The 25,988-nt window shown below is 65.4% G+C and carries 29 protein-coding genes; 21 read left to right on the top strand and 8 right to left on the bottom strand.

Features of this window, described 5'->3' with window-relative positions; all coding sequences use genetic code 11:
* Positions 1-488 precede the first annotated feature (488 nt).
* The 17 genes from KUV38_RS07680 (at position 489) to KUV38_RS07600 (ending at position 15,066) form a co-directional block, all read left to right on the top strand.
* Positions 489-1,847: a DNA-packaging protein gene (locus tag KUV38_RS07680; RefSeq protein WP_222471006.1), complete on the top strand. Its 1,359-nt coding sequence runs from the start codon at positions 489-491 to the stop codon at positions 1,845-1,847.
* A 51-nt stretch (positions 1,848-1,898) separates the two neighbouring features.
* Complete coding sequence (locus KUV38_RS07675) at positions 1,899-3,083, top strand: phage portal protein (RefSeq protein ID WP_222469479.1); 1,185 nt, start codon at positions 1,899-1,901, stop codon at positions 3,081-3,083.
* Positions 3,076-3,669, top strand: coding sequence for an HK97 family phage prohead protease (locus tag KUV38_RS07670; protein ID WP_261385179.1), 594 nt, complete (start codon positions 3,076-3,078; stop codon positions 3,667-3,669). The genes KUV38_RS07675 and KUV38_RS07670 overlap by 8 nt, the downstream gene beginning before the upstream one ends.
* A 62-nt stretch (positions 3,670-3,731) precedes the next feature.
* Positions 3,732-4,937, top strand: a complete 1,206-nt coding sequence (locus KUV38_RS07665; protein WP_222469478.1) for a phage major capsid protein — start codon at positions 3,732-3,734, stop codon at positions 4,935-4,937.
* A 191-nt stretch (positions 4,938-5,128) separates the two neighbouring features.
* A complete protein-coding gene (locus KUV38_RS07660; RefSeq protein WP_222469477.1) occupies positions 5,129-5,725 on the top strand; it encodes a hypothetical protein in 597 nt (198 codons plus the stop codon).
* Positions 5,722-6,063: a head-tail adaptor protein gene (locus tag KUV38_RS07655; protein WP_222469476.1), complete on the top strand. Its 342-nt coding sequence runs from the start codon at positions 5,722-5,724 to the stop codon at positions 6,061-6,063. The genes KUV38_RS07660 and KUV38_RS07655 overlap by 4 nt, the downstream gene beginning before the upstream one ends.
* Positions 6,060-6,467, top strand: a complete 408-nt coding sequence (locus tag KUV38_RS07650; RefSeq protein ID WP_222469475.1) for a DUF3168 domain-containing protein — start codon at positions 6,060-6,062, stop codon at positions 6,465-6,467. Before KUV38_RS07655 ends, KUV38_RS07650 begins: the two co-directional genes overlap by 4 nt.
* Positions 6,468-6,491: 24 nt before the next feature.
* Complete coding sequence (locus KUV38_RS07645; protein WP_222469474.1) at positions 6,492-6,905, top strand: phage major tail protein, TP901-1 family; 414 nt, start codon at positions 6,492-6,494, stop codon at positions 6,903-6,905.
* Positions 6,906-6,907: 2 nt separating this feature from the next.
* The gene (locus tag KUV38_RS07640) at positions 6,908-7,228 is read left to right on the top strand and encodes a gene transfer agent family protein (RefSeq protein WP_222469473.1); all 321 of its coding nucleotides are present in this window, start codon (positions 6,908-6,910) and stop codon (positions 7,226-7,228) included.
* Between the two features lies 1 nt (position 7,229).
* Positions 7,230-7,412, top strand: coding sequence for a phage tail assembly chaperone (locus KUV38_RS07635; RefSeq protein WP_222469472.1), 183 nt, complete (start codon positions 7,230-7,232; stop codon positions 7,410-7,412).
* Positions 7,413-7,414: 2 nt separating this feature from the next.
* A complete protein-coding gene (locus tag KUV38_RS07630; RefSeq protein ID WP_222469471.1) occupies positions 7,415-8,077 on the top strand; it encodes a phage tail tape measure protein in 663 nt (220 codons plus the stop codon).
* Between the two features lie 36 nt (positions 8,078-8,113).
* A complete protein-coding gene (locus KUV38_RS07625) occupies positions 8,114-8,746 on the top strand; it encodes a DUF2460 domain-containing protein (protein ID WP_222469470.1) in 633 nt (210 codons plus the stop codon).
* A 5-nt stretch (positions 8,747-8,751) separates the two neighbouring features.
* Entirely contained in the window at positions 8,752-9,690 is a 939-nt protein-coding gene (locus tag KUV38_RS07620) for a DUF2163 domain-containing protein (RefSeq protein WP_222471004.1), read from the top strand.
* 1 nt (position 9,691) lies between these two features.
* A complete protein-coding gene (locus KUV38_RS07615; protein WP_410001024.1) occupies positions 9,692-10,132 on the top strand; it encodes an NlpC/P60 family protein in 441 nt (146 codons plus the stop codon).
* A complete protein-coding gene (locus KUV38_RS07610) occupies positions 10,132-14,064 on the top strand; it encodes a glycoside hydrolase/phage tail family protein (protein WP_222469468.1) in 3,933 nt (1,310 codons plus the stop codon). Before KUV38_RS07615 ends, KUV38_RS07610 begins: the two co-directional genes overlap by 1 nt.
* Entirely contained in the window at positions 14,057-14,767 is a 711-nt protein-coding gene (locus KUV38_RS07605; RefSeq protein ID WP_222469467.1) for a DUF2793 domain-containing protein, read from the top strand. Before KUV38_RS07610 ends, KUV38_RS07605 begins: the two co-directional genes overlap by 8 nt.
* Positions 14,767-15,066 carry a hypothetical protein gene (locus KUV38_RS07600; RefSeq protein ID WP_222469466.1) on the top strand — a complete coding sequence of 100 codons (300 nt, stop codon included), beginning with the start codon at positions 14,767-14,769 and terminating at the stop codon, positions 15,064-15,066. Before KUV38_RS07605 ends, KUV38_RS07600 begins: the two co-directional genes overlap by 1 nt.
* A 3-nt stretch (positions 15,067-15,069) precedes the next feature.
* On the opposite strand, the gene KUV38_RS07595 is transcribed toward KUV38_RS07600, so the two are convergent.
* Positions 15,070-15,408, bottom strand: a complete 339-nt coding sequence (locus KUV38_RS07595) for a TraR/DksA family transcriptional regulator (RefSeq protein WP_222469465.1) — start codon at positions 15,406-15,408, stop codon at positions 15,070-15,072.
* A gap of 91 nt (positions 15,409-15,499) precedes the next feature.
* Between KUV38_RS07595 and cysE the strand changes: the two genes are divergently transcribed.
* Entirely contained in the window at positions 15,500-16,309 is an 810-nt protein-coding gene (gene cysE / locus KUV38_RS07590) for a serine O-acetyltransferase (protein WP_222469464.1), read from the top strand.
* A gap of 6 nt (positions 16,310-16,315) precedes the next feature.
* Here cysE and KUV38_RS07585 read toward each other — a convergent pair whose 3' ends face one another.
* From KUV38_RS07585 to KUV38_RS07555, 7 genes are all read right to left on the bottom strand, one after another.
* The gene (locus KUV38_RS07585) at positions 16,316-16,768 is read right to left on the bottom strand and encodes a hypothetical protein (protein ID WP_222469463.1); all 453 of its coding nucleotides are present in this window, start codon (positions 16,766-16,768) and stop codon (positions 16,316-16,318) included.
* 116 nt (positions 16,769-16,884) lie between these two features.
* The gene (locus KUV38_RS07580; RefSeq protein ID WP_222469462.1) at positions 16,885-18,186 is read right to left on the bottom strand and encodes a pyruvate dehydrogenase complex dihydrolipoamide acetyltransferase; all 1,302 of its coding nucleotides are present in this window, start codon (positions 18,184-18,186) and stop codon (positions 16,885-16,887) included.
* 12 nt (positions 18,187-18,198) lie between these two features.
* The gene (locus KUV38_RS07575; RefSeq protein ID WP_222469461.1) at positions 18,199-19,578 is read right to left on the bottom strand and encodes a pyruvate dehydrogenase complex E1 component subunit beta; all 1,380 of its coding nucleotides are present in this window, start codon (positions 19,576-19,578) and stop codon (positions 18,199-18,201) included.
* A 15-nt stretch (positions 19,579-19,593) separates the two neighbouring features.
* Entirely contained in the window at positions 19,594-20,616 is a 1,023-nt protein-coding gene (gene pdhA, locus KUV38_RS07570) for a pyruvate dehydrogenase (acetyl-transferring) E1 component subunit alpha (protein WP_222469460.1), read from the bottom strand.
* Positions 20,617-20,821: 205 nt separating this feature from the next.
* A complete protein-coding gene (locus KUV38_RS07565; protein WP_222469459.1) occupies positions 20,822-21,124 on the bottom strand; it encodes an FtsB family cell division protein in 303 nt (100 codons plus the stop codon).
* Between the two features lie 217 nt (positions 21,125-21,341).
* Positions 21,342-22,235, bottom strand: a complete 894-nt coding sequence (locus tag KUV38_RS07560; protein ID WP_222469458.1) for a fructose bisphosphate aldolase — start codon at positions 22,233-22,235, stop codon at positions 21,342-21,344.
* A 137-nt stretch (positions 22,236-22,372) separates the two neighbouring features.
* A complete protein-coding gene (locus KUV38_RS07555) occupies positions 22,373-23,551 on the bottom strand; it encodes a phosphoglycerate kinase (RefSeq protein WP_222469457.1) in 1,179 nt (392 codons plus the stop codon).
* A 117-nt stretch (positions 23,552-23,668) separates the two neighbouring features.
* Between KUV38_RS07555 and KUV38_RS07550 the strand changes: the two genes are divergently transcribed.
* The 3 genes from KUV38_RS07550 (at position 23,669) to KUV38_RS07540 (ending at position 25,813) form a co-directional block, all read left to right on the top strand.
* Positions 23,669-24,169 (top strand): peptidylprolyl isomerase, encoded by a 501-nt coding sequence (locus tag KUV38_RS07550; RefSeq protein ID WP_222469456.1) that lies wholly within the window; start codon positions 23,669-23,671, stop codon positions 24,167-24,169.
* Complete coding sequence (locus KUV38_RS07545; protein ID WP_222469455.1) at positions 24,162-24,767, top strand: peptidylprolyl isomerase; 606 nt, start codon at positions 24,162-24,164, stop codon at positions 24,765-24,767. The genes KUV38_RS07550 and KUV38_RS07545 overlap by 8 nt, the downstream gene beginning before the upstream one ends.
* Before the next feature lie 77 nt (positions 24,768-24,844).
* Positions 24,845-25,813 (top strand): DUF3179 domain-containing protein, encoded by a 969-nt coding sequence (locus tag KUV38_RS07540; RefSeq protein ID WP_222469454.1) that lies wholly within the window; start codon positions 24,845-24,847, stop codon positions 25,811-25,813.
* The last annotated feature ends 175 nt before the right edge of the window (positions 25,814-25,988 follow it).

Here is a 25,988-nt window from a genome sequence, read left to right as displayed (position 1 = left end):
CAATCGCTTAGCGCGCGGCGCTCGCTGATTTGGCTTGACTCCGCGAACGCTCTCATCTATAGGTTGTGACACGATGAGAGAGGTGGGCGCGGCAACCCTTGGGGGGTGTGCCGCTTTTTTAATGCCGGCCCTGCGGGACACCGGCCTCTAGCGAGACATGACCATGGATGATCGACCCGACCGCGAGGGCGGGGACGCAGGCGGCGTGCTGTCTGCGGCTGAGCAGCTCGTGGCCGAGGGCGCGGGGGCGCTTTCGGCGGTGATTGGACAGAGTGGGGCAGGGCCGGGGGCGGTTCCGGACGTGGTGCTGGGCGATATCCGGCAGCTGCGGCGCCTGCTCCTTGCAGCCTACCAGGAGAAAGAACGTGTTGCGGAACATCAGAAGCGAGGCGGCGGCGGCACAGGACAGCCCCGTGGTGGCGGTGGACCCGGTGCAAACAGCGGGACAGGCGCGCGAGGGGACGGCGCAGGACGCGTGCTCGACCTCGATGCTGCAAGGGCTGAAATCGGGCGCCGCCTGGCTCGCCTCCGCGACGCGGGAGGAACAGGAGATCTTTCTGGAGGGGCTGAGCCCTGAGGCGCTGGCGGCGCTGCCCTGGCTCTTCGAGTTCTGGGCGCTGCCGCATCAGCTTGCCCCGGAGGGCGACTGGCGGGCTTGGGTGATCCTCGGGGGTCGCGGCGCGGGCAAGACCCGCGCGGGCGCGGAGTGGGTGCGTTCGCAGGTGGAAGGCGCGGGGCCGTTCGACGAGGGGCGCTGCCGCCGGATGGCGCTGGTGGGCGAGACCATCGACCAGGCGCGTGAGGTGATGGTGTTCGGAGACAGTGGCATCCTGGCGTGTTCGCCACCTGACCGGAGACCGGAGTGGAAGGCGGGCCGCAAGCAGTTGGAGTGGCCCAATGGCGCGGTGGCGCAGGTCTTCTCGGCCAGCGACCCGGAGGCGCTGCGGGGGCCGCAGTTTGATGGCGCATGGGTCGATGAATTGGCGAAGTGGAAGAAGGCGCAGGAGGCTTGGGACATGCTCCAGTTCGGCCTGCGGCTGGGCGACAGCCCGCGGATGTGCGTGACCACCACGCCGCGCAAGCAGGCGCTGCTGCGGGAGTTGCTGGAGCGGCAGAGCACGGTGGTGACCCGCGCCGGGACCGAGGCGAACCGGGCCTGGCTCGCGCCCTCGTTCCTTGAGGAGGTGCAGGCCCGTTACGGTGGCACCTCTCTGGGGCGGCAGGAGCTGGAAGGCGAGATGCTGGATGACATCGACGGCGCGCTCTGGCGGCATGAGGCGATCGAGGCGGCGCGGCTGCGCGAGGTGCCCGAACTGGTGCGGGTGGTCGTGGCCGTGGACCCGCCGGTGACCGGGCACAAGGGATCGGACGCCTGCGGGATCATCGTGGCCGGGCTGGAAGCGGGCAGCGGTGAGCCGAAGGACTGGCGCGCCGTGGTGCTGGAGGATGCAAGCGTGCAGGCCGCCTCGCCGCTGGACTGGGCCAAAGCCGCGCTGGAGGCCGCCGAGCGCCACGGCGCGGAGCGGGTGGTGGCGGAGGTCAACCAGGGCGGCGATCTGGTGGAGACGCTGCTGAGGCAGATCGACCCGACGGTGCCGTTCAGGGCAGTAAGGGCCTCGCGCGGGAAGGTCGCGCGGGCCGAGCCGGTGGCGGCGCTTTACGAGCAGGGCCGGGTGCGGCATCTGGCCGGGCTGGGCGCGCTGGAAGACGAGATGGGCCGGATGACGGCGGAAGGCTACCAGGGCAGCGGCTCGCCCGACCGGGTGGATGCGCTGGTTTGGGCACTGACCGAGCTGATCCTTGAGCCCGCGGCCCGCTGGCGGCGCCCGAAGATGCGGACGTTGTGACGCGATTGGTGGGTTTCGCCCACCGTACGGAAATCGACAAAGGAGAGACGGATGGTCTTCGACTTCCTCAAGCGGGAGCGGGGCGGCGGAGCCGTGCCTGAAACCAAGGCCTCGGCCACCGGGCCGGTGATTGCATATCACGGCGCGGGCCGGGTGGCGTGGAGCCCGCGCGACACAGTTTCGCTCACCAAGACGGGGTTTACCGGTAACCCGGTCGGGTTCCGGGCGGTGAAGCTCATTGCCGAAGCCGCCGCTGCCGTGCCGCTGATCTGCCAGGACAGTGAGCGGCGCTACGAGACACATCCGGTGGCCGACCTGATGCGGCGGCCCAACGGGGCGCAGGGGCGCTCGGAGTTTCTGGAGGCGCTTTACGGGCAGATCCTGCTCTCGGGCGATGGCTACGTGGAGGCGGTGCTGGCCGACGTGGGGCTGCCGGGGGAGTTACATGTGCTGCGCTCCGACCGGATGAGCGTGGTGCCCGGCGGCGATGGTTGGCCGGTGGCCTATGAATACGCCGTGGGAGGGCGGAAACACCGCTTCGATGCCAGTGGCGAGCTGAAACCTGTATGCCATATCAAGGCCTTCCACCCGCAGGACGACCACTATGGCCTCTCGCCGCTGAAGGCCGCTGCCAATGCGCTGGATGTGCATAACGCAGCCTCGAAGTGGTCGAAGGGGCTGCTCGACAATGCGGCCCGGCCCTCGGGAGCGATTGTTTATCGGGGCGCGGATGGGTCGGGGCATCTGAGCGCCGATCAATACGACCGGCTCCTGGACGAGATGGCCTCGCACCACCAAGGCGCGGCCAATGCGGGCCGCCCGATGCTGCTGGAGGGCGGGCTGGACTGGAAGCCGATGGGGTTTTCTCCCTCGGACATGGAGTTTCAGAAAACCAAGGAGGCCGCCGCGCGGGAGATCGCCACGGCTTTTGGCGTGCCGCCGATGATGCTCGGCATCCCCGGCGAGGCGACCTACGCCAATTATCAGGAGGCCAACCGCGCGTTCTATCGGCTCACGGTGCTGCCGCTGGTGGCCAAGGTCAGCGGAGCGTTGGGCGACTGGCTGAGCGGGTTGGGCGGCGAGGCGGTGGAATTGAAGCCCGATCTCGACGGGGTGCCGGCACTGGCCACGGAGCGTGAGGCACAGTGGCGGCGGGTCAGCGAGGCGGACTTTCTGACGGCGGGCGAGAAGCGGGCGCTGCTCGGGCTTCCGCCGCTGGAGACGGGCGATGAGTGAGAGAGAAAGGCAAGCGATGGCAATGGATTACGGGCCGGAGTTAGAGCACAAGTTCTGTGCGCCGGAGGCAAAGCTGGCGGTGGATGAGAGGTATGAGATTTCAGGCTACGCCTCACTCTTCGGGGCGCCCGACCAGGGTGGCGACGTAGTGGTGGCAGGGGCCTATGCGCGGTCGCTCAAGGCGATGGCGGCGAAGGGCCAGCCGATCCGGATGCTTTGGCAGCATGACCCGCGCGAGCCGATCGGGATCTGGGATGAGGTGCGCGAGGACCGCCGTGGCCTGTGGGTTAAGGGACGCCTGTTGAAGGAGGTCGCCCGCGCCCGCGAGGCCGCCGCGCTGATCAACGCAGGCGCCATCGACGGCCTCTCCATCGGCTACCGCACCAAGCGGGCGGAAAGGGACGCACAGGGGCGCAGGTTGCTGCACGATCTGGAGCTTTGGGAGGTGTCACTGGTGACCTTCCCGATGCTTCGCGAGGCGAGGCTTTCGGGTGCCAAGGGGGACGAGTTGCCCCCGGCGGCGGACGAGGGCTGGCAAGAGCTGGCGGAGGCGCTGCGGGCGGCTCGCCGGGCGCTGGCGGGTTAAGGCCGCCTGAACCTTCGGGGGCAGCGATGCCTCCAACCATTCTCATGAAAGGAAGAGTTGCGATGAGCACTCCCGAGACTGGGTCGGGGGGCGGGCGGAGCGTGCCTGCACCCGCGCCCTCACAGGCATCGCCGGTGGCCGAGGTGGCCACGGCGCTCACGGAGTTTCTGGGCGAATTCAAATCGTTCCAGGACGACCTGCAATCCCGCGTTCAGAAACAGGAAGAGCGACTGACCATGCTGCACAAGAAGAACATCCCTGCCGGGCGTCCGGCCCTTTCCGCCGCGCAAGAGGCCGGTGCACCGCACCAGAAGGCCTTCAACGCCTATCTCCGCAACGGCGATGACGACGGGCTGCGCGGCCTCGAACTGGAGGGCAAGGGCCTGTCGACGGCGGTAGCGGGCGACGGCGGCTACCTCGTGGACCCCGAGACATCGGCAACGATCAAGACCGTGCTCTCCAGCACTGCGAGCCTGCGGGCGATTGCCAATGTGGTCACGGTGGAGGCGACCTCCTTCGACGTGCTGATCGACCGGGCCGACCTTGGCGCGGGCTGGGCCACCGAAACCGGCGCGGCGGTGGAGACCGATACGCCGACCATCGAGCGCATCACCATTCCGCTGCACGAGCTTTCGGCCCTGCCCAAGGCCAGCCAGCGGCTGCTGGACGACAGCGCCTTCGACATCGACGGCTGGCTCGCCGACCGGATTGCCAAGAAGTTCGCCCGTTCCGAGGCGGCGGCCTTCATCAACGGCGATGGTTCCGACAAGCCGACTGGCATTCTGGACCACACCATCGTGGCCGAAGGCAGCCAGACCTGGGGCGAGCTGGGCTACATCGCCACGGGCGCGGATGGGGACATTGGCGATGCCGACGCGCTGGTGGACCTGGTTTATGCACTGGGCGCCGAATACCGCGCCAACGGCACCTTCGTGATGAACTCCAAGACAGCGGGCGCCGTGCGCAAGCTGAAGGACGCGGACGGGCGCTTTATGTGGTCGGACGGGCTGGCGGCGGGCGAGCCTGCGCGGCTGCTGGGCTACCCGGTGTTGATCGCCGAGGACATGCCCGACATCGCCACGGGGGCCCATGCCATTGCCTTTGGCGACTTCCACGCGGGCTACACCATCGCCGAGCGCCCCGACCTGCGGGTGCTGCGCGATCCGTTCTCGGCCAAACCGCATGTGCTGTTCTACGCGACCAAGCGCGTGGGCGGCGATGTGAGCGACTTCGAGGCGATCAAGCTCCTGAAGTTCTCGGCCTCCTGAGGCTGAGGGTGCTCCGGGGGTGTGCAACCGCCCCCGGAGCAAGGGACACGGGCGTGCGCCGGGGTGGTCGGGCAACCGGCTGCACCATGCGGTGCCGATGCTGCTCCCCTCCGTCCGGGCGGCGCATGGGGCGTGCGCCCGTGGCCACCCGCGCTGCGCGGGGGAGGGCTGAGTTTTCGGGAGACTGACACATGATTTTGACCGAGCTGACCTCGGTGCAGGCCACCGCGCTGCCGGTGACCGAGTTCAAGGCGCATCTGCGCATGGGCACCGGATTTTCGGACGAGGGCGCGGAGGACGGTTTGCTGGAATCGCTCCTGCGGGCGGCGATTGCCGCGGTCGAGGCCTGGACCGGCAAGGTGTTGCTGGAGCGGGATTTTCGCTGGGTGCTGGCAGGCTGGCGGGGGGCGGATGCGATGACTTTGCCGGTCGCCCCGGTGAGCGGCATCACCTCCGTGAAGACGGTGGATCTGCTGGATTGGGAAACCACGGTGGAGCCGGGCAAATACCGGCTGGAGCCGGATACGCACCGCCCGCGTATCCATGCCACGGGCACGGCCTTTCCGAGCGTGCCGAAGGGCGGGAAGATCGTGATCGAGTTCGACGCGGGCTTCGGCCCGGGCTGGCCCGATATTCCGGCGGATCTCGCGCAAGCGGTGCTGCTTCTGGCGGGGCATTACTACGATTATCGTCACGAGGCGCGGCCCGGTGAGGGGGTGATCCCCTATGGCGTTTCGGCGCTGATCGAGCGGTGGCGGAGCATCCGCATCACCGGGGGTCGGACATGAAGGCGTCGCCGGTTTTGAACCGCAAGCTGGTGCTGGAAACGCCGGAGCGGGTGCCGGATGGCCTGGGCGGCTGGAGCCGCACATGGGCCGAGCTGGGGCAGCTTTGGGCAGAGGTAAAATCGGGCAGTGGGAGCGAGCGGGCGGATGAGTTCCTGACCGTGTCCTCTGTGCCGTACCGGATCACCGTGCGGGCGGCCCCGCCCGGTGCGATGAGCCGCCCCAAGCCGGAGCAGCGGTTCAGGGAAGGGAGCCGGATTTTTCGGATATTGGCGGTGGCCGAGCGGGATGAGCATGGCCGCTACCTGACTTGCTACGCGCGCGAGGAGGTATCGGCATGAGCTACGGAGCCTCTGCGGCGCTTCAAGCGGCCGTTTACCAGCACCTCATCGGGGACTCGGGCGTGACATCGCTTGTGGGCAGTGACATCTACGATGCCGCCCCGCCGGGCAGCCCGCCCGGCACCTATGTGAGCCTCGGGCCGGAGGAGGTGCTCTCTCGCTGCGACTGCACCGGCGATGGCGCATTGCACCGCTTCACGGTGAGCGTGGTCACCGATGCGGCGGGCTTTGGCGGGGCCAAGCAAATCGCCGGGGCGATCAGCGATGCGCTGGCGGGTGCCGCGCTCACGCTCACGCGCGGCACGCTGGTTGCGCTGAACTTTGAACGTGCTCGCGCCCGACGGGTGGGCGAGGGCGACCAACGCCGGATCGACCTGCGCTTTGCTGCGCGGATCGACGACTGACCTTCATTTTCAAGGAGAACGCAGATGGTTGCCCAGAACGGCAAGGACCTTTTGATCAAGATGGACATGACCGGATCGGGCCTGTTCGAGACCGTGGCAGGCCTCCGGGCCACGCGGGTGAGCTTTAACGCCGAAAGCGTGGATGTGACGTCGCTGGAGAGCCAGGGCGGCTGGCGAGAGTTGCTGGCGGGCGCTGGCGTGAAGAGCGCGAACATCAGCGGCTCGGGGGTGTTTAGGGATGAAGACAGCGACGAGCGCGCGCGGCAGATTTTCTTCGACGGGGAGACGCCGGAGTTTCAGGTCATCATCCCCGATTTCGGCGTGGTGGAGGGGCCGTTCCAGATCACTTCGGTGGAATACGCGGGCAGCCATGACGGCGAGGCGACCTATGAGCTGGCGCTGGCGTCGGCGGGTGCGCTGAGCTTCACGGCGATCTGAGCATGGCCAACCCTTGGGCAGGAGAAGCCGTGCTGGTGCTGGATGGCGCCGAGCACCGCTGCAAGTTGACGCTGGGTGCCTTGGCCGAGCTGGAGGCGGCGCTGGAGACCGGCACGCTGATGGAGTTGGTCGAACGCTTCGAGGGCGGACGGTTCAGCACCCGCGATGTGCTGGCGCTGCTGGTCGCCGGGCTGCGCGGCGGAGGCTGGCAGGGCCGGGGGGCGGACCTGCTGACAGTTGAGATCGGCGGTGGTCCGGTGGAGGCGGCCCGGGTTGCGGCCGAATTGCTGGCCCGGGCCTTCGCCCTGCCTAAGGGCGCCTGAGATGGACTGGGCGGGCCTGCTCCGCCGGGGGCTTCTGGAGTTGCGGCTGAGGCCTGCGGAGTTCTGGGCGCTCACCCCGGTGGAACTGATGGTGATGCTCGGGCTGGAGCAGGCAGCTCCGCCGCTTACGCGCGCCCGGATGGCGGAGCTTTCCGCCGCCTTTCCTGACAAGCAGAGGGACTGAAGATGGCAGATTTCGACGAGGCCGAGGCCCTCGAAACGCAGGTTGATGCGCTGGAAAGCGCCTTTGGCGGTGCGGCGCAGATGGTGGCGGCCTTCGATGCCGAGCTGCTGCGGATGCAGGCCAGCTTGACGGTGACGCAGGCCAATGTGGGCCAGCTTTCCAGCCAGATCGGGCGGGGCCTGCGCAAGGCTTTCGACGGGCTCGTGTTTGACGGCATGCGCCTGTCGGAGGCGCTGCGGACCGTCGCGGAGGCGATGATCAATGCCACTTACAATGCCGCGATGAAGCCGATCACCGATCACTTCGGGGGGCTGATCGGCACTGGGATTGAGAATTTCATCACCGGGGGGCTCGCCTTCGAGAAGGGCGGGGCTTTCAGCCAGGGGCGGGTGCAGCCCTTTGCCAAGGGCGGGGTCGTCTCATCGCCCACGTATTTCCCGATGCGCGGCGGGCGCGGGCTGATGGGGGAGGCGGGGCCGGAGGCGATCATGCCGCTGTCGCGCGGGGCAGATGGCTCGCTGGGCGTGAAGACGCAGGGCGGGGGCCGACCGATCAACGTGGTGATGAACATCTCGACGCCGGATGTGAAGGGCTTCGAGCGGAGCCGGGCGCAGGTGGCGGCGCAGATGAGCCGGGTGCTGGCGCAGGGCCATCGCAATCGCTGAGGCGGATTGCAAGAGCAGCAATTGGAAGGATCGGACATGGGATTTCACGAGGTGCGGTTTCCGGCCAGCCTGAGCTTTGGCTCGGTGGGCGGGCCGGAGCGGCGAACGGAGATCGTGACGCTGGCCAACGGCTTCGAGGAGCGCAACACGCCCTGGGCACATTCGCGCAGGCGCTATGACGCGGGGCTGGGCATGCGCTCGCTCGATGACGTGGAGGTGCTGCTGGCCTTCTTCGAGGCGCGGCGTGGGCAACTCCACGGGTTTCGCTGGAAGGATTGGTCGGACTTCAAGACCGGTGCGGCCAGTGGCACACCGGGCTGGCAGGACGAGGTGATCGGCACCGGCGACGGGGTGACGAAGAGCTTTCAGCTTTCGAAGACCTATCGCTCGGGCGAGGCCAGCTACACCCGGCCGATCACCAAGCCGGTCTTCGGCTCGGTCACGGCGGGGATCGAGGGCACGTTTTACCAGCAGGGGGTTCACTTCGAGGTCGAGACGACGACCGGAATGATCACATTCGAGGATGCGCCGTCGATCGGCTTCGCGGTGACGGCGGGCTTTGAGTTCGATGTGCCTGTGCGATTTGACACCGACCGGATTCAAACCTCGGTCGCCAGCTTCAAGGTGGGCGATGTGCCGACGGTCCCGGTGGTGGAGTTGCGGCTGTGAGCGGGGTGGAGGCGGCGGCGCTGTGTGCGCATCTGGGCGGCGGGATCACAACGGTCTGCCGGTGTTGGGCGGTCGAGCGGCGCGATGGTGTTGTGCTGGGCTTTACCGACCACGATGAGGGGCTTGGCTTTGACGGCATTGCCTTCAAGGCGAACTCCGGGCTGACCGCCAAGGCGTTGGTTCAGGGCACGGGGCTGGCGGTGGACAACACAGAGGCGCTGGGTGCGCTGATGAGCGAGGCGATCACCGAGGAAGACATTCTTGCCGGGCGTTATGACGGCGCGGAGGTGCGGGCTTGGATGGTCAACTGGGCCAATCCAGACGCGCGGCTGATGCTGTTTCGCGGGACCATCGGCGAGGTCAGCCGGGCGAACGGGGCGTTCGAGGCGGAGTTGCGCGGGCTGACGGAGGCGCTGAACCAGCCGCAGGGGCGGGTTTATCAGCCGCAGTGCAGCGCGGTGCTGGGTGACGGGATGTGCCGGTTTGATACGTCTGCCCCCGGCTACAGCGCCGAGGTGGCGGTGGACCAGGTGCAGGACGGGAGGATCTTTCGGTTTTCGGGCATGGCCGAGTTCGACCAGCGGTGGTTCGAGCGGGGGCGTTTGCGGGTGCTGAGTGGGGAGGCCGCGGGCCTTGTCGGGCTGGTCAAGAATGACCGTCTGAGCAACGCGCGGCGCGAGGTTGAATTGTGGGAGCAGCTGCCGGCGCAGATTGCGGTGGGCCACATGGTTCGGATTGAAGCGGGGTGTGACAAGCGGGCCCAAACCTGCCGGTTGAAGTTTGACAACTTTCTGAATTTTCGGGGCTTTCCACACATCCCCGGCGAGGACTGGCTGATGAGTTACCCTAAGTCCGGCGGCAGCGAAAAGGATGGCGGTAGCCTGGCACCCAAGCCCTTGTCACCCATTCTGACCCTTCTGACGGGCCAACAGAATGGCGGGTGATATGGGGGCGAGGACCGTGGTGGCGGCACGCGGGTGGCTCGGCACGCCCTATCGCCATCAGGCCTCTTGCAAAGGTTCTGGATGCGATTGCCTTGGCCTGCTGCGTGGAATCTGGAGCGAGCTCTTCGGCGGCGAACCCGAAGCGGTGCCGGCCTATAGCCGCGACTGGTCTGAGCCCGCGCGGGAGGAAGCGCTGTGGCAGGCGGCTCGGCGGCACTTGCGGGAGAAGGCGGCGGGCGAGCTACCAGCGCCCGGGGATGTGCTGCTGTTCCGGATGCGCGAAGGGTCAGTTGCGAAACATCTGGGTTTGCAGGCGCGGATCGGCCCGGCGGCCAGTTTCATCCATGCCTATTCCGGCCACGGGGTGGTGGAAAGTTCGTTCACCCGGCCCTGGGCCCGGCGCGTGGCGGCACGATTTGAATTTCCCGAAGGGGGGCGCTGATGGCGACGATCTTACTTTCGGCGGCGGGGGCCGCGCTTGGCTCCACGCTGGGCGGCACGTTTCTGGGCCTGTCGGGCGCGGTTATAGGCCGGGCGGTCGGGGCTACCCTGGGCCGGGCCATCGACCAGCGCGTGATGGGGCAGGGCAGCCAGGTTGTTGAGACCGGCAAGGTTGAACGCTTCCGCGTGACCGGCGCCAGTGAAGGCGCCCCGATCGGGCAGATCTACGGGCGGATGCGCGTGGGCGGGCAGGTGATCTGGGCGACGCAGTTCAAGGAGAGGGTGCGGGAGGAGAGCACGGGCGGCAAGGGTGCGCCGAGCGGCCCGACGGTGCGGAGCTACTCCTACTCGATCAGCCTCGCGGTGGCGTTGTGCGAAGGCGAGATCAGCCGGGTTGGACGTGTCTGGGCCGATGGGGTGGAAATTGCGCCCGCCGATCTGAACATGCGGGTGTACACGGGCAGCGAAGATCAGTTGCCGGATCCGAAGATGGAGGCCGTCGAGGGCGAGGGTAACGTGCCAAGCTATCGCGGCGTGGCCTACGTGGTGATCGAGGACCTGCAACTCGCGGAGTTTGGAAACCGTGTGCCGCAATTGTCCTTCGAGGTCGTGCGGCCCGTGACGGAGGAGGTCGACACGCCCGAGGCCCGCAGCCTCAGCCGGGTGGTGAAGGCGGTGGCCCTTGTGCCCGGCACCGGGGAATATGCGCTGGCCACAACGCCGGTGCACTATGACTTTGGACAAGGGCACAGCCAGTCGGCGAATGTGAACAACCCGACGGGCAAGACTGACTTTGCGCTTTCGCTTGAGACACTGAACGATGAGCTGCCCGCCTGCGGGTCAGTCTCCTTGGTGGTGAGTTGGTTCGGGAGTGATCTGCGGTGTGGGAATTGCGAGATCAGGCCGAAGGTCGAACAGGCCGGGTTTGACGGCAAACCGATGGCTTGGCGGGTCAACGGTGTGACACGCTCGGCTGCGCAGCTGACCCCTCGCGATGAAGAGGACCGGCCGGTGTATGGCGGCACCCCGGCGGACGCGGCGGTGATCGAGGCGATCACGGCGATGAAGGCGGCGGGTCAGGAAGTGATCTTTTACCCCTTCATCCTGATGGACCAGCAGGAGGGCAATGGGTTGCCTGACCCGTGGACCGGGGCAGGCGACCAGCCGAAGCTGCCTTGGCGCGGGCGGATCACCCAATCGGTCGCCGCGGGACGAGCGGGATCGCCGGATGGCACAGCCACGGCGGATGCGGAGGTGGCCAGCTTCTTTGGCACTGCGTCGGCCAGCGACTTTTCCGTAAACGGCAAGGTGGTGAACTACAGCGGCCCGGCAGAGTGGTCGTTCCGCCGGTTTATCCTGCACTACGCACATCTGTGTGCGGCGGCAGGAGGTGTGGAGGCGTTTTGCCTTGGCTCCGAGATGCGGGGCCTGACGCAGATCAGGGGGGCAGGCGGCTTTCCTGCGGTTGCCCAGATGAAGGCTCTGGCGGCTGAGTTGCGCGGCATTCTGGGGGCGGGGTGCAAGATCGGCTATGCCGCCGATTGGAGTGAGTACTTCGGGTATCATCCGCAGGATGGAACGGGTGACGTGTACTTTCACCTCGATCCGCTCTGGGCTGATCCGGAAATCGACTTCGTCGGGATCGATAACTACATGCCGCTCTCGGACTGGCGGGATGGCGAGGATCATGCGGATGCATCGGCGGGCGCGATCTACGACCTATCCTACCTCAAGGATAGTGTGGCTGGGGGCGAAGGGTATGACTGGTACTACGCCCACCAGGCGGCCCGCGATGCCCAGATCCGCACACCGATCACCGATGGTGCCTATGGCGAGCCGTGGGTGTGGCGCTACAAGGATCTGAAGAGCTGGTGGCAGAACACCCATCACGAACGGATCGGCGGGGTGCGGCAGTCAGCGCCGACGGATTGGCTGCCGGAATCCAAGCCGATCTGGTTTACCGAGTTGGGCTGTGCGGCCATCGACAAGGGCACCAACCAGCCGAACAAGTTTCTCGATGCCAAAAGCTCGGAAAGCGGGTTGCCACATTACTCCGATGGAACGCGGGATGACCTGATCCAGGCGCAATATCTCCGGGCGATCTCGGCGTATTACGAGGCGGTTGAAAACAACCCGGTCTCTGCCGAGTACGGCGGGCCGATGGTGGACATGGCGCGCGCCCACGTGTGGGCGTGGGATGCGCGGCCTTTCCCCTACTTTCCAGCCGCTCTGGAGACCTGGAGCGATGGCGAGAATTATGCGCGGGGGCATTGGCTGAATGGGCGAGCCACGAGTGAAGCGCTGCCGACGGTGGTTGCCGAATTGTGCTTGCGGTCGGGCGTTTCGTTGGATGCGCTCGATCTTGGCGCGCTATACGGGCTGGTTCGCGGATACACGGTTGAGGATCTTGGCGGCGCGAGGGCTGCGCTGCAGCCGCTAATGCTGGCGTTTGGCTTCGATGCTGTGGAACGAGAAGGCGTGTTGCGCTTTGCGAGCCGAACGGGGCGGGCGCGAGACGGGATTTACCGTGAGGCGCTTGCCGTGACGGATGATCTGGACGCGGATATCACCCTCATCCGCGCGCCGTCGGCAGAAACGGCGGGCCGGGTCCGTTTGAACTACGTTGAGACCAATGGGGACTACGAAGTGCGGGCGGCGGAAGCGATCTTCCCTGACGAGGTTTCTTATGGCGTTGCGCATTCCGAACTGCCGCTGGCGCTGACCCAATCGGAGGCTCAGGGCATCGTGGAGCGTTGGCTGGCGGAGAGCCGGGTAGCACGCGATACGGCGCGGTTCGCCCTGCCGCCGTCGCGGCTGGGGATCGGGGCTGGGGATGTCGTGACACTGCCGACCGATGACAGGGTGTGGGACTATCGCGTGGACCGGGTCGAGCAGGCGGGCAGCCAGATCATCGATGCGGTCAGGGTCGAGCCATCGGTCTACAAGCCGAGTGATGCTATCGAAGACCCCGTTGCTTTGGTGCCTTTCGTGCCGCCTCTGCCGGTGTATCCGCTGTTTTTGGATCTGCCACTGCTGACCGGATCGGAGGTGGAGCATGCACCGCATGTCGCGGCGACGGCGGTGCCTTGGCCGGGGTCTGTGGCCGTGTATTCGTCGGTGGCTGGGGAACACTATGAGCTGAACCGGCTGATCTCTTCACGTTCCACGATCGGGCAGACGAAAAGCGTGCTTGCCGCCGCGCGTTCAGGCCAATGGGACCGGGGTGCGCCTTTGCGGGTGCGGTTGAGCGCCGGGGTGCTCTCCTCTGCCAGCGAAGCGCAGGTGCTAGCCGGGCGCAACGCCGTGGCAATTGGAAACGGCTCATCTGGCAATTGGGAGATTTTCCAGTTTGCGCAGGCCGAATTGGTGGGTGAGCGCACCTATGAGCTTAGTTTGCGGCTGCGTGGCCAGCTTGGCACGGACGGGCTGATGCCGCCCGAGTGGCCGGTGGGCAGCGAAGTAGTCTTGCTCGACGACAGCCTGACCCAGATTGAACTGGCGAGCGGGGCGCGGAGGCTTGCGCGCACATATCGGATCGGTGCTGCTGGACGGCCCTATGACGATCCGTCTTTCGTGGAGCGGCAAGAAGCATTCGATGGCAACGGGCTTCGGCCTTATGCGCCGGTCCACATTATCGGGCGGCGTGATGGGGCAGGGGACCTGGCTGTCAGCTGGGTGCGCAGAACGCGGATTGACGGTGACGGATGGGACGTGCCGGAGGTGCCGCTTGGCGAGGCGAGCGAAGCCTACCTCCTGCGGGTGGTTCAAGGCGGCGTGGTGGTGCGAGAGGCAACCGTAGACACGCCTGCCTGGACCTATGGTGCTGCGCTGCAGGCCAGCGATGGCGTGACCGGGGCGTTCGAAGTTCACGTGGCGCAGATCTCCGAGCGCTACGGGCCGGGACTTTTTGGAAAGGGTGAAATCCATGACTGAGACCACGCAGCTCAAACTGCCGCTCGTGCAGGCCAGCCAGGCACAAAAGCACGTGACGGTGAATGCCGCTCTGATGCGGCTCGACGGGCTAGCACAGCTGCGCCTGCAATCAGCGAGCACCACGACCCCGCCGGGCGTGGTGGTGGACGGTGAATGCTGGTTCGTGCCAACAGGCGCGGTCAACGCATGGGCCGGGCAGGCAGGACACATTGCCATTGGCGACAACGGGGGCTGGGTGTTTCTAGAACCCCAAATCGGGTGGCGCGCTTGGATGATGGATACAGCGACCGATGCGCTATGGGACGGCTCTGCATGGCAACCGCCGCTCATGGCCGCCAGCCCCTCGGGCGCGGCATCGAAGATGCAGGTGCTGGAGTTTGATCACGCCATCTCTGCGGGCGCGAGCGACAGCACCTCGACGCAGGTGCCGGCCAACTCGATGGTCTTTGCAGTCTCGGCGCGGGTGATCACGGCGATCACCGGCACGCTGACGAGCTGGAGCTTCGGCATCACCGGGTCCGAAAGCCAATTCGGCTCGGGACTTGGACTCGGGCAAGGCTCCTACTGCACCGGACTGCTCGGCTCGCCCACCACTTGGTACTCTGCGGCGCCACTGAAATTGACTGCGGTCGGCGGTGACTTTGCCGGCGGCGCAATACGTGTGGCGGCGCACTACTACACCATTGATCTGCCCACCGCCTGATGCGCCCGCTGCATCACAGCGACATCTGCGAAGTCGCCCGTGTGCTCATGCCGCTGAACGAACATGAACGCCCGCGCGCGCTTGAGCGGTTCATTGCATTTGCTGAAGCTGCCGACCGGTTTCGGCAAGTCACCGGACGGGCGCACAAGGCGTGGGGCGACGGCACGTTGGGCGCGGCAGTGGCCCGACAGCCTCGCGGTCTGGCACGCAGCTTCGAAGACTTCGACTATGCGCAATGCTGGGCTATGGTGCTCGATGCTGTCATCCAGTTTCGCACCGGGCGGCGGCTGTTGCTCTGAGGGTCATCCGCGGGCACAGGACATGCAGAGTGCCGCGGCCGGGTCATGCTCCATCCGAGCAGAAGTGATCTCATCTCCGCAATCGGTGCAATAGCCAAACTCCCCCTCATCCAAGCGCACCAGAGCGGCCTTGATGCGCCGCTCTTCGGCCAAGCGCATCCGGCTGGCGGCCTGTGCCATGGCCTGCGATTGCAGCGCATCCATCCGACTGAGCCGCCCGACGGATTGCTGATCAAGCTCCACCACCTTCTTGCCACCCCGTCCCAGCGCCTCACCAGCGGCGAGCTCTTCGAGCCGTGCCAACAGGTGGGCGCGAAATGCCTGTTGCCTCTCCCCCTCCATCACCGCTCCTTTTCCTCCACATCAGTCTTTGCAATTGGCCAGACGGGCCTATCTGGGCTAGAAGGCTAACAGCACGCGCAAGGACATGACCATGGCCCAGACCAAGAGCAAGCTGAGCGAAGTCGATCCCGTATGGGACCGGATCATCCGCGAAGGGGAAGAGGCGATCACCCTTGAGCCGCTTCTGGGCGGTCTCATGCACTCTTGCGTTTTGCACCACAAATCCATGGAGCAGGCGCTGGCCTTCCGCATTTCGATGAAGCTGGCGTCGGGCGAAATGTCGGAGCAACTCCTGCGCGAAATCGCCGATGAGGCCTATGCCGCAGATCCCGCGATTGGGCGGGCCGCACGGGCCGACCTTGTGGCGGTGTACGAGCGTGACCCGGCCTGCCACCGGTTTCTGCAGCCGCTGATGTACTTCAAGGGCTATCAGGCGATCCAAGCCTATCGCGTGGGCCACTGGCTGTGGAAGCAGGGGCGCCACGACATGGCGTATTTCTTCCAGATGCGCATTTCGGAGACCTTCGGGGTTGATATTCACCCGGCCTGCCGTGTGGGCAAAGGGATCTTCCTCGATCACGCCCATTCCATCGTCTTTGGCGAAACCGCCGTTGTTGGCGACAACGTCTCGATCCTTCACTCGGTGACCCTCGGTGGCACCGGCAAGGAGGATGAGGACCGCCACCCCAAGATCGGCGATGGCGTGCTAATAGGGGCAGGGGCCAAGGTGCTCGGCAACATCAGGGTGGGCTGCTGCTCGCGCATCGCCGCGGGCTCAGTCGTGCTGCACGACGTGCCGCCCGAGAGCACCGTGGCGGGCGTGCCAGCCAAGATCGTTGGCAAGGCGGGCTGCTCGCAGCCGTCGGTCTCGATGAACCAACTTCTTGGCGGAGCCGACTAGGGCTAATCACCAAAGATCGTCGACGAAATTCCAGGCGCTGCCAGCGGCTTGCTTGCCCGTACCCAGAATGCTCTGGGCCATCTTGTTCACTGATTTCGCGGCATTCACGGCCTTGTCCGCTCCGAATTTGGCTACCTTGCCACCAATACGGGCGGCCTTGTCGACGACCTTGGCCAGCCGGTTCAAGAGGCTGTCGACAAACCCGATGAGAGGTTTCAGCAGCGACACCGCCTTGCCGATGATCTTGGTCAACGTCTTCAGCAGGCGCGACTTCGCAGAATGCAGCAGGCTAGTAGCGGATTTCACCCCGGTTTTGGCAATCGCGAGCAGTGTTTCATGCACAGCGCGGGCAATGCCTTTGACGCCACCCAGCACGTTGGCAAGCGGTGGGTAAAGCGGGCTTTCCTTGATGGTCTCTGCAACGGCGGACTCGACCTCCGCGAGGCTCGGAATGTTCATAGCAATCTCTCATCATCAAAATTGAATGCAGAGAGCGTAAGCGCTTTGGCCATTCTGGCAAGAAAAAAGGCCGCGCGAGGGTTTCGCGCGGCCCTGTAGCTGGGTGCAAAGGTGGCTCAGGCGAGCATCACCATCGGGTTTTCGAGGTTTTCCACCAAGGCCTTGAGGAACTCGGCCCCAAGCGCGCCGTCGATCACCCGGTGATCGACCGAGAGCGTCACGCTCATCACAGTGGCCACGGTCAACTCGCCATCGGCGCCCACAACCGGCTTCTTCACGCCCGAACCCACCGCGAGGATCGCGCCATGGGGCGGGTTGATGACCGCGTCGAAGTTGTCGATCCCGAACATGCCGAGGTTGGAGATGGCAAAGGTGCCGCCCTGGTACTCATGCGGCGCGAGCTTGCGGTCGCGGGCGCGGGTGGCGAGGTCTTTCATCTCCGCCGAGAGGGCTGAAAGGCTCTTGGTGTCGGCATCCTTCAGCACCGGCGTGAACAGACCGCCCTCGATGGCAACGGCCACGGCCACATCGGAGGGCTTCAGCTTCAGCACCCGGTCACCGGCCCAAACGGCGTTGCAATCGGGCACGGCCTGAAGCGCTAGGGCGCAGGCCTTGATGATGAAGTCATTCACCGAAAGCTTCACGCCGCGGCCTTCCAGCTGCTTGTTCAGCTGGCTGCGGAACTTCAGCAGCGCGTCGAGCTGGATGTCACGGCGCAGATAGAAGTGCGGGATCGTTTGCTTCGCCTCGGTGAGACGCGCGGCAATGGTCTTGCGCATCCCGTCGAGCTTGACCTCTTCGTACTCCCGGCCTTCGTACATCTTGGCGATAGCATCGGCAGAGGGGCCAGCGGGTGCTGCAGCAGCAGCGGCGGCAGGAGCCTTGGCCTCTTCCTTCGCCGGGGCCGCGCCCGGTTTGGCGTTCTCCACATCCGATTTCACGATCCGCCCCTTGGGGCCGGAGCCCTTGATCGAAGCAAGGTCGATGCCCTTGTCGGCGGCAATCCGGCGGGCCAGCGGCGAAGCAAAGATGCGCTCGCCATCCTTTGACGGTGCCGCAGGGGCGGCGCTTGCAGCAGGGGCGGATGCAGCGGGCGCTTCGGCCTTTGCCTCCTCTTTCGCAGGTGCCTCTGCCTTCGGTGCGGAGCCGCCTTCCTTGATGTCATCAGCGCTTTCGCCCTCTTCGAGCAACACGGCGATGGGGGTGTTCACCGCCACGCCTTCGGTTCCTTCCTCGACGAGGATCTTGCCGATCACGCCTTCATCGACCGCTTCGAACTCCATCGTCGCCTTGTCGGTCTCGATCTCGGCCAGCAGATCGCCGGAGGAAACGGTGTCGCCTTCCTTCACCAGCCATTTCGCAAGGGTGCCCTGCTCCATAGTAGGCGAGAGGGCGGGCATCAGAACTTCTGTGGGCATCGCTCTCTCTCCTTACCGGTAGGTCACTTTTTTCACGGCTTCGATCACCTCGTCGGTGGTCACCAGCGCGTGTTTTTCGAGGTTGGCGGCATAGGGCATCGGCACGTCCTTACCGGTACAGTTGATCACCGGCGCATCGAGATAATCGAAGGCCTCCTGCATCAGCACCGAGGAGATATGCCCGCCGATGGAACCCACCGGCCAGCCTTCTTCGACCGTCACGCAGCGGTTGGTCTTCATCACCGATTTGATCACCGTGGCGGTGTCCATCGGGCGCAACGTGCGCAGGTCGATCACCTCGGCAGAGATCCCGTCCTCGGCGAGTTTCTCAGCCGCCTCAAGGGCATACTGCATCCCGATGCCGAAACTGACCAGGGTCACATCATCACCTTCGCGCCAGATCTTGGCCTTGCCGAAGGGGATGGTGAAGTCATCGAGCTTGGGCACGTCGAAAGTGCGCCCGTAGAGAATTTCGTTCTCGAGGAAGATAACCGGGTTTGGGTCGCGGATTGCGGTCTTCATCAGGCCTTTGTAGTCGGCTGCCGAGTAGGGCATCACCACCTTCAGGCCGGGGATCATGGCGTACCATGCCGCGTAGTCCTGGCTGTGCTGGGCCGCCACGCGGGCCGCTGCGCCGTTGGGGCCGCGGAAGACCATCGGAGCGCCCATCTGGCCGCCCGACATGTAAAGCGTCTTGGCCGCCGAGTTTATGATGTGGTCGATCGCCTGCATGGCGAAGTTGAAGGTCATGAACTCCACGATCGGACGCAGACCGCCGAAAGCGGCACCCGTGGCGATACCGGCGAAGCCGTGCTCGGTGATCGGCGTATCGATCACCCGCTTGGGGCCAAACTCGTCGAGCATGCCTTGGGAGATCTTGTAGGCGCCCTGATACTCGGCCACCTCTTCGCCCATCAGGAAGACGTTGTCATCCTTCCGCATCTCCTCGGCCATCGCGTCACGCAGGGCCTCACGGACGGTGGTTTGCACCATCTCGGTGCCCTCGGGCCAATCGGGCGAGGCATCCACCTTCAAATCGGTCGGCGCCTCGGCCTCGGGCTTCGCAGCCGCGGGGGCAGAGGGCTCTTCTTTGGCTTCAGCGGGTTCGCTGCTGCCGGAAGACACATTCTCGGCGGCAGAGGCATCTTCGCCCTCTTCGAGGATCACCGCGATGGGGGTGTTCACTTTCACCCCTTCGGTGCCCTCGGACACGAGGATCTTTCCGATGGTACCCTCGTCAACGGCCTCGAATTCCATCGTGGCCTTGTCGGTTTCGATCTCGGCCAAAATGTCGCCGGACGACACGGTGTCGCCCTCCTTCACCAGCCATTTTGCAAGCGTGCCTTCCTCCATCGTCGGGGAAAGCGCGGGCATGAGCAGTTCGGTTGCCATCTCTCAGTTCTCCCCTCAGGCTTCCTGCGGCGCCACGTCGGCGTAGATGTCCGTCCAGAGTTCCTCGAGCGCGGGCTCGGGGCTTTCCTTGGAGAACTCGGCGCTCTCGTTGACGATGTCCTTGATCTCCTTGTCGATCCCTTTGAGGTCGTCTTCGGAGGCGTGCTTGCCTTCGAGCAGCATGGCCCGGACGCGCTCGATCGGGTCGCGCTCCTCGCGCATCTTCTGCACCTCCTCACGGGTCCGGTACTTGGCCGGGTCAGACATGGAGTGGCCGCGATAACGGTATGTTTTCACTTCGAGAATATAGGGGCCTTCGCCCGAGCGGCAGTGCTCCACGGCCTTCTCGCCGGCCTCTTTGACCGCCAGAACATCCATGCCGTCGACGATCTCGCCGGGGATGCCAAATGGCGCGCCGCGGGTGTGGATGTCTTCGGTCGAAGTCGAGCGGTTCTGCGAGGTGCCCATGGCGTACTGGTTGTTCTCGATCACGAAAATCACCGGCAGCTTCCAGAGGGCAGCCATGTTGAAGGTCTCGTAAACCTGGCCCTGGTTGGCGGCACCGTCGCCGAAGTAGGTGAAGGTGACATTGTCGTTCTCGTTGTACTTGTCGGCAAAGGCGAGGCCAGCGCCGAGCGGCACCTGCGCGCCGACAATGCCGTGGCCGCCGTAGAAATGCTTCTCTTTCGAGAACATGTGCATCGAGCCGCCTTTGCCCTTCGAGTAGCCGCCTTCGCGGCCAGTGAGCTCGGCCATCACGCCTTTCGGATCCATCCCGCAGGCCAGCATGTGGCCGTGGTCGCGGTAGGATGTGATGCGCTTGTCGCCTTCCTTGGCAGCGGCTTCGAGCCCCACCACAACGGCTTCCTGACCGATGTAGAGGTGGCAAAACCCGCCGATCAGGCCCATGCCGTAGAGCTGGCCGGCCTTTTCCTCGAACCGGCGGATCAGCAGCATGTCGCGGTAGTAGGCGAGCAGGTCGTCCTTCGATGTGTTGGACTTCGCGGGTGTCTTTCTGGTGGTCTTCCGAGCCGCCATGGCAGCCTCTCCTCCCCGAGTCTTGAAAAGTAGTTTAACGTTGAACCATGTCTTAGCATTGCCCTTCCGGACATGCACATGAAATTTTAACGCAGACAGGGGCGGCGGCGTTCCGCCTGTATTGACAGGAGGTTAACGGACCGTGCGGTGGGGGAAGTCGGCGTGCAAAGGCCGCGCTTGCGATGCCGCAGCGCAGCAGGGAAGGTCAGCGAATGACGATTTCGTCGGCGCGGATCAGGCCCAGCACATCGCGCGCCTGCTGATCGAGCAGGTCGAGGTCGAGGTAGTCGTCCGACATGCGGCGCGCCTTGTTGCGCAGTGCGGCAACCTCAACCTTCAGCCGTTCCCGCTCTGCCTTCAGTTCGCTCGCCTCGGCTTCGATCTCGATGCGCCGGAACAGGCCATAGTCGCCCTGAACCGCCGCGAAGGTGAAGTAGAGACCAAGCGACAGGGTGACGGCGAAATAGATCACTACCCCAAATGCCGGACGTCTGCGGGAAACTGCCATACCGTTGTGCCTCTTCGTACGGGCCTCTTTGCGGACCTCGTGCAATGAATCTGACACACTCCGGCGGTCAAGTGAATCCCCTTTCTGCCCCGATCACCCGAAAATGCACTGAAATCAGTGGCAAACAGGTTAACGGTGCGGTCAGGGGCGTGCGCAGGGGGCAGAGGCGCCCCGTTGCAGCGCCGCCGTGCCGGGCGGCGCTGTGGGCGGGCGCAGATCAACCGGCGACGGAGGCCGCGTGGATCGAGCCGATGGCGGAGCCGAGAGTTTCGTTGAACTCGCTGTCCGACTGGTCGTCAGACAGGCCCTCGGTCAGCGCGCGGGAGAAGCTGGCGACCATGCCGGTGTTCTGCGCCAGCCGGGTGTTGGCCTCTTCGCGGGAGTAGCCGCCCGAGAGCGCCACGACCTTCAGCACGCGTGGATGGTCGATCAGCGGCTTGTAGAGGTTGGCTTCCTCGGGGAGGGTGAGCTTGAGCATCACGTCAGATGTGCCGGGCAGGGCATCGAGACGCTTGAGGATCTCGTCGCGCAGCAGTGCTTCGGCCTCGGCCTTGTCGGGCGCGTTGATGTTGATCTCCGGCTCGAGGATCGGCACCAGCCCATGCTCCACCACCTGCGCGCCAAGCTCAAACTGCTGGGCCACGTTGGCGGCAATCCCCTCGGGGTTGGCGGCATGGATCACCGATCGTTCCTTGGTGCCGAAGATGCCCTTGTCGGCGGCGCGCGTGAGCAGCTCGGAGAGGCCGGGAATGGGCTTCATCAGCTGCACACCATTGGCCTCTTCTTCCAGCCCTTTGTCGATCTTCAGGAAGGGGACAACGCCGCGCTCTTCCCACAGGAACTGCGCCGAGGGCTTGCCTGCGATGTCGCGGTCCATCGTCTTTTCGAACAGGATCGCGCCGATCACCTTGTCGCCGGTGAAGGCGGGCGAGGTGGCGATGCGGGAGCGCATCTCGTGGATGAGGTCGAACATCTCGTCATCATTGGCATAGCGCTCTTCGGAGACGCCGTAGAGCCGGAGCGCCTTGGGGGTGGAGCCCCCGGACTGGTCGAGCGCGGCGATGAAGCCCTGACCTGCGGCGATCTTTTGTTTTTGCTCGGCGTTCGGCATGGGTCGTCCCTCGTTTGTGACCTTCGGGCAGAGGGATAGCGGCGGGCGCGGGGGAAGGCAAAGGTGATTGCGCTAACGCCGGTTCCGGGCCGCCGGGGCGGCGAGTTTCTGTAGCAGAATTCGTGGTCCGGTCAGCCTCAGCCCCCCAGCGCCGCGACGCCGGGCAGGGTCTTACCCTCCATCCACTCCAGAAACGCGCCGCCGGCGGTGGAGATATAGGTGAACTGGTGCACCGCCTTGGCGTTGTTGAGCGCCGAGACGGTATCGCCGCCGCCGGCCACGGTGATAAGCTCGCCCCTGTCGGTCAGCGCCCCGGCCTGACGGGCGGCGGCATAGGTGGCGGCGCCGAACGGCATGATCTCGAAGGCGCCGAGCGGGCCATTCCAGATGACGGTTTCGCTCTCGTCGAAGATCTCGCAGATCTTGGCCACCGTCTTTGGTCCGGCATCGAGGATCATGCCCTCTGCCGGGCAGGCCTCGGCGGGGCAGACCTTGTGCGGGGCGCGGGCCTTGAACTCCTCGGCCACCACCACGTCCACCGGCAGGTGGATCTGGCAGCCAGAGCCCTTGGCCTTTTCGAGGATTTCCAGCGCGGTGTCGGTCATCTCGGCCTCGGCGAGGCTCTGGCCGATCTCGTGACCTTGCGCCAGCAGGAAGGTATTGGCCATGCCGCCGCCGATGATCAGGTGGTCGACCTTGTCGAGCAGGTTGGAGAGCAGGGTGATCTTGGTTGAGACCTTCGCGCCGCCGACCACCGCGGCCACCGGGCGGATCGGGTCGCCCAGAGCGCCCTCCAGTGCTTCCAACTCCTCCTGCATGTTGCGGCCCGCGCAGTTGGGCAGCAGGTGCGCCACGCCCTCGGTGGAGGCATGGGCGCGGTGGGCGGCGGAGAAGGCATCGTTGCAATAGATGTCACCCAGCGCGGCCAGCTCCTTGGCAAAGGCCGGATCATTGGCCTCCTCGCCGGGGAAGAAGCGCATGTTCTCCAGCAGCAGCACCTGGCCGGCAGAGAGCGTGGCCACGGCGGCATCCCAGCCGCCGTCGGCGAAGGCGACCTTTTGGCCGAGCGCCTCGGAAAGGGCAGGCACGACCTGCTCCAGCGACATCTCGGGTACCACCTTGCCCTTGGGCCGCCCGAAGTGCGCCAGCAGGATCGGCTTGCCGCCCTTGGCCAGAATATCCTCGACGGTGGGCACGATCCGGTCGATGCGGGTGGTGTCGGTGACCTTGCCGCCATCCATCGGCACATTGATATCGACCCGCACCAGCACGCGCTTGCCGCTTAGGTCCATGTCATCAAGGGTTTTCCAGGCCATGCGATCCTCCATCTGTCGCCCCGTTCTCGCTGGTTTGATCGGCGCGGTCAACGCGGGGGTTTCCCTTTGGCAGCGCGCCGAATAGGGTGCGCGCGACTTATGACTGAGGAGGCGCGTATGGCCGAGATCAAAGACCCCGAAAACACCATCCTGATCGAGCTGGACGGCGGCACCGTGACCGTCGAGCTGCTGCCCGATGTGGCCCCGCAGCACTCTGCCCGGATGAAGGAGCTGGCCCGCTCCGGTGCCTATGACGGCGTGGTGTTTCACCGCGTGATCGAGGGCTTCATGGCCCAGACCGGCGATGTGGCCCACGGCAAGGCGGGCGGCGACCTGCGGCGCGCGGGCACTGGCGGCTCCGACCTGCCCAACGTGCCGGCCGAGTTCAACAAGCTGCCCTTCGACCGTGGCGTGCTGGGTGCGGCTCGCAGCCAGAACCCCGACAGCGCGAACAGCCAGTTCTTCATCTGCTTCGATGACGTCCATTTCCTCAATGGAAACTACACTGTCTACGGCCGGGTGATCGACGGGATGGAGCACGTCGATGCGATCCCGCGCGGCGAGCCGCCCGCGCAGCCGGGCGTGATGAAGAGCGTGAAGGTGGCGGCAGATGTCTGACAGCAAGGTCTTTGCGGGCGGGCTCTTTGCCGTGGGGCTGGCCTTTCTGGCGGCCTTCTTCCTCTTCACCAACGGCACCGTGACGGAGGCCGCGGCGGCCGAAGATACCGCCGGGCCGAACATGGTGATTACCGTGGCTGGCAAGGGTGATGTGGTGATCGACCTGCGCCCCGACCTCGCGCCGCAGCATGTGGAGCGGATCGTGGAACTGGCCGAGTCCGGTGCTTATGACGGTGTGGTGTTTCACCGCGTGCTGGAGGGCTTCATGGCCCAGACCGGCGATGTGCAGTTCGGCAAGGGCGACGACCTGAGCCGCGCGGGCACCGGTGGCTCCGATCTGCCTGATCTGCCAGCGGAATTTTCCGACGCGCCCTATGCGCGCGGTGCCGTGGGCATGGCGCGGACCAACGACCCGAACAGTGCCAACAGCCAGTTCTTCATCATGTTCGCTCCGGCGGAACATCTGAACGGGCAGTACACCGTGGTCGGCAATGTGCTGGAAGGCATGGAGGTGGTCGATGCGATCACCCGTGGCATGCCGGGCAGCGGCATCGTCGAGACCCCGGATGTGATGGAGAGCGTGACCATCGCACAGTGACGTAAACCCTGCGTGAGCGGGGTTTGTCGAGACAATGGCCCATGGCATCCTAGCCCCGATCAGGGAGGGAGGATGCCATGGGTTTTCTTTTTCGGGCAATGGCTTGGCTGCTGTTGAGCGCCGGGCTGGCAGGGGCTGATCCGGGGTTCTGGAAGCACGAATGGCCGCGCACCGACTTTTCCAGGACGGGCGTGAAGAGCTGGGTCGAGATCCTCTCGGGCGGGCCGGGGAAGGATGGGATTCCGGCGATCACGGGGCCGGAGTTCAGGGCGGTGAAGGGCGCGAAGCTCTCGGCGCGGGAGCCGGTGATCACAGTGGAAATGGGCGGCGAGGCGCGGGCTTATCCGCTGCGCTACCTGATCTGGCATGAGATCGTGAATGACCGGATGGGCGGGGTGCCGATTGCCGTAACCTATTGTCCGCTCTGCAATTCTGCGCTGGTGTTCGACCGTCGGTTGCGCGGGCGGGAGCTGGAATTCGGGGTGACGGGCAAGCTGCGGCATTCGGATATGGTGATGTATGACCGGCAGACCGAAAGCTGGTGGCAGCAGGCGCTTGGCCGCGCGATCGTGGGGCAGCTGACCGGGGCGGAACTGAAGGCGGTGCCGAGTTGGATGGAGAGCTGGGAGAGCTTTGCCAAACGGCACCCGAAAGGGCGGGTGATGGCCGAGCCGAGGCACAACCGGCCCTATGGGCAGAACCCTTACAAGGGCTATGACAGCTCGAAAAAGCCGTTTCTTTTCAATGGAGAAATGCCGCCACACGGGGTGCCGCCGCTGCTGCGTGTTGTACGCGTCGGCAACCGGGCGTGGCCACTGACGCGGGTGGCGGAGGCGGGCGAGATCCGCGAGGCGGGGGTGGTGATCTCTTGGGCCGCCGGGCAGGCCAGCGCGCTCGACAGCGCCGCCATCGCCAAGGGGCGCGACGTGGGCATGATCCGGGTGCGCGACAAGGCTGGGCGGGATGTGGCCCATGACCTGATGTTCGCCTTTGCGTTTCACGCGTTTTATCCGCGCGGTGAGTGGATGTTAGCCGAGAGCCGCTAAAATCGGGTTAACGGCGCGAAATCGCGTGGTAAATCAATGGGATGATCGAAGTTTGCAAAGTTTCTGCCTTGCGGCATGGCGGGGTGAGGCTCGGCGCCGGAGTCAGGCGGGTTTTCGACGTGAAGCCAGAGGGTTAAGCGGCAACGCTGTTGCAAATGGGGTAAGGGAATACCGG

The sequence above is a fragment of the Vannielia litorea genome, assembly GCF_019801175.1.
Lineage (GTDB): Bacteria > Pseudomonadota > Alphaproteobacteria > Rhodobacterales > Rhodobacteraceae > Vannielia > Vannielia litorea_B.
This window is presented reverse-complemented; position numbering and strand designations above follow the sequence as displayed.

Bases quoted from the DNA above. Each gene is read 5' to 3' on its own strand.
- KUV38_RS07565 (WP_222469459.1), bottom strand. From the start codon at position 21,124: ATGGCAGTTTCCCGCAGACGTCCGGCATTTGGGGTAGTGATCTATTTC.
- pdhA (WP_222469460.1), bottom strand. From the start codon at position 20,616: ATGGCGGCTCGGAAGACCACCAGAAAGACACCCGCGAAGTCCAACACA.
- KUV38_RS07610 (WP_222469468.1), top strand. From the start codon at position 10,132: ATGGCGACGATCTTACTTTCGGCGGCGGGGGCCGCGCTTGGCTCCACG.
- KUV38_RS07605 (WP_222469467.1), top strand. From the start codon at position 14,057: ATGACTGAGACCACGCAGCTCAAACTGCCGCTCGTGCAGGCCAGCCAG.
- KUV38_RS07655 (WP_222469476.1), top strand. From the start codon at position 5,722: ATGAAGGCGTCGCCGGTTTTGAACCGCAAGCTGGTGCTGGAAACGCCG.
- KUV38_RS07560 (WP_222469458.1), bottom strand. From the start codon at position 22,235: ATGCCGAACGCCGAGCAAAAACAAAAGATCGCCGCAGGTCAGGGCTTC.
- KUV38_RS07635 (WP_222469472.1), top strand. From the start codon at position 7,230: ATGGACTGGGCGGGCCTGCTCCGCCGGGGGCTTCTGGAGTTGCGGCTG.
- KUV38_RS07660 (WP_222469477.1), top strand. From the start codon at position 5,129: ATGATTTTGACCGAGCTGACCTCGGTGCAGGCCACCGCGCTGCCGGTG.
- KUV38_RS07680 (WP_222471006.1), top strand. From the start codon at position 489: ATGCTGCAAGGGCTGAAATCGGGCGCCGCCTGGCTCGCCTCCGCGACG.
- KUV38_RS07550 (WP_222469456.1), top strand. From the start codon at position 23,669: ATGGCCGAGATCAAAGACCCCGAAAACACCATCCTGATCGAGCTGGAC.
- KUV38_RS07630 (WP_222469471.1), top strand. From the start codon at position 7,415: ATGGCAGATTTCGACGAGGCCGAGGCCCTCGAAACGCAGGTTGATGCG.
- KUV38_RS07615 (WP_410001024.1), top strand. From the start codon at position 9,692: ATGGGGGCGAGGACCGTGGTGGCGGCACGCGGGTGGCTCGGCACGCCC.
- KUV38_RS07640 (WP_222469473.1), top strand. From the start codon at position 6,908: ATGGCCAACCCTTGGGCAGGAGAAGCCGTGCTGGTGCTGGATGGCGCC.
- KUV38_RS07580 (WP_222469462.1), bottom strand. From the start codon at position 18,186: ATGCCCACAGAAGTTCTGATGCCCGCCCTCTCGCCTACTATGGAGCAG.
- KUV38_RS07600 (WP_222469466.1), top strand. From the start codon at position 14,767: ATGCGCCCGCTGCATCACAGCGACATCTGCGAAGTCGCCCGTGTGCTC.
- KUV38_RS07585 (WP_222469463.1), bottom strand. From the start codon at position 16,768: ATGAACATTCCGAGCCTCGCGGAGGTCGAGTCCGCCGTTGCAGAGACC.
- KUV38_RS07670 (WP_261385179.1), top strand. From the start codon at position 3,076: ATGAGTGAGAGAGAAAGGCAAGCGATGGCAATGGATTACGGGCCGGAG.
- KUV38_RS07650 (WP_222469475.1), top strand. From the start codon at position 6,060: ATGAGCTACGGAGCCTCTGCGGCGCTTCAAGCGGCCGTTTACCAGCAC.
- KUV38_RS07540 (WP_222469454.1), top strand. From the start codon at position 24,845: ATGGGTTTTCTTTTTCGGGCAATGGCTTGGCTGCTGTTGAGCGCCGGG.
- KUV38_RS07575 (WP_222469461.1), bottom strand. From the start codon at position 19,578: ATGGCAACCGAACTGCTCATGCCCGCGCTTTCCCCGACGATGGAGGAA.
- KUV38_RS07625 (WP_222469470.1), top strand. From the start codon at position 8,114: ATGGGATTTCACGAGGTGCGGTTTCCGGCCAGCCTGAGCTTTGGCTCG.
- KUV38_RS07675 (WP_222469479.1), top strand. From the start codon at position 1,899: ATGGTCTTCGACTTCCTCAAGCGGGAGCGGGGCGGCGGAGCCGTGCCT.
- KUV38_RS07665 (WP_222469478.1), top strand. From the start codon at position 3,732: ATGAGCACTCCCGAGACTGGGTCGGGGGGCGGGCGGAGCGTGCCTGCA.
- KUV38_RS07555 (WP_222469457.1), bottom strand. From the start codon at position 23,551: ATGGCCTGGAAAACCCTTGATGACATGGACCTAAGCGGCAAGCGCGTG.
- KUV38_RS07645 (WP_222469474.1), top strand. From the start codon at position 6,492: ATGGTTGCCCAGAACGGCAAGGACCTTTTGATCAAGATGGACATGACC.
- cysE (WP_222469464.1), top strand. From the start codon at position 15,500: ATGGCCCAGACCAAGAGCAAGCTGAGCGAAGTCGATCCCGTATGGGAC.
- KUV38_RS07595 (WP_222469465.1), bottom strand. From the start codon at position 15,408: ATGGAGGGGGAGAGGCAACAGGCATTTCGCGCCCACCTGTTGGCACGG.
- KUV38_RS07545 (WP_222469455.1), top strand. From the start codon at position 24,162: ATGTCTGACAGCAAGGTCTTTGCGGGCGGGCTCTTTGCCGTGGGGCTG.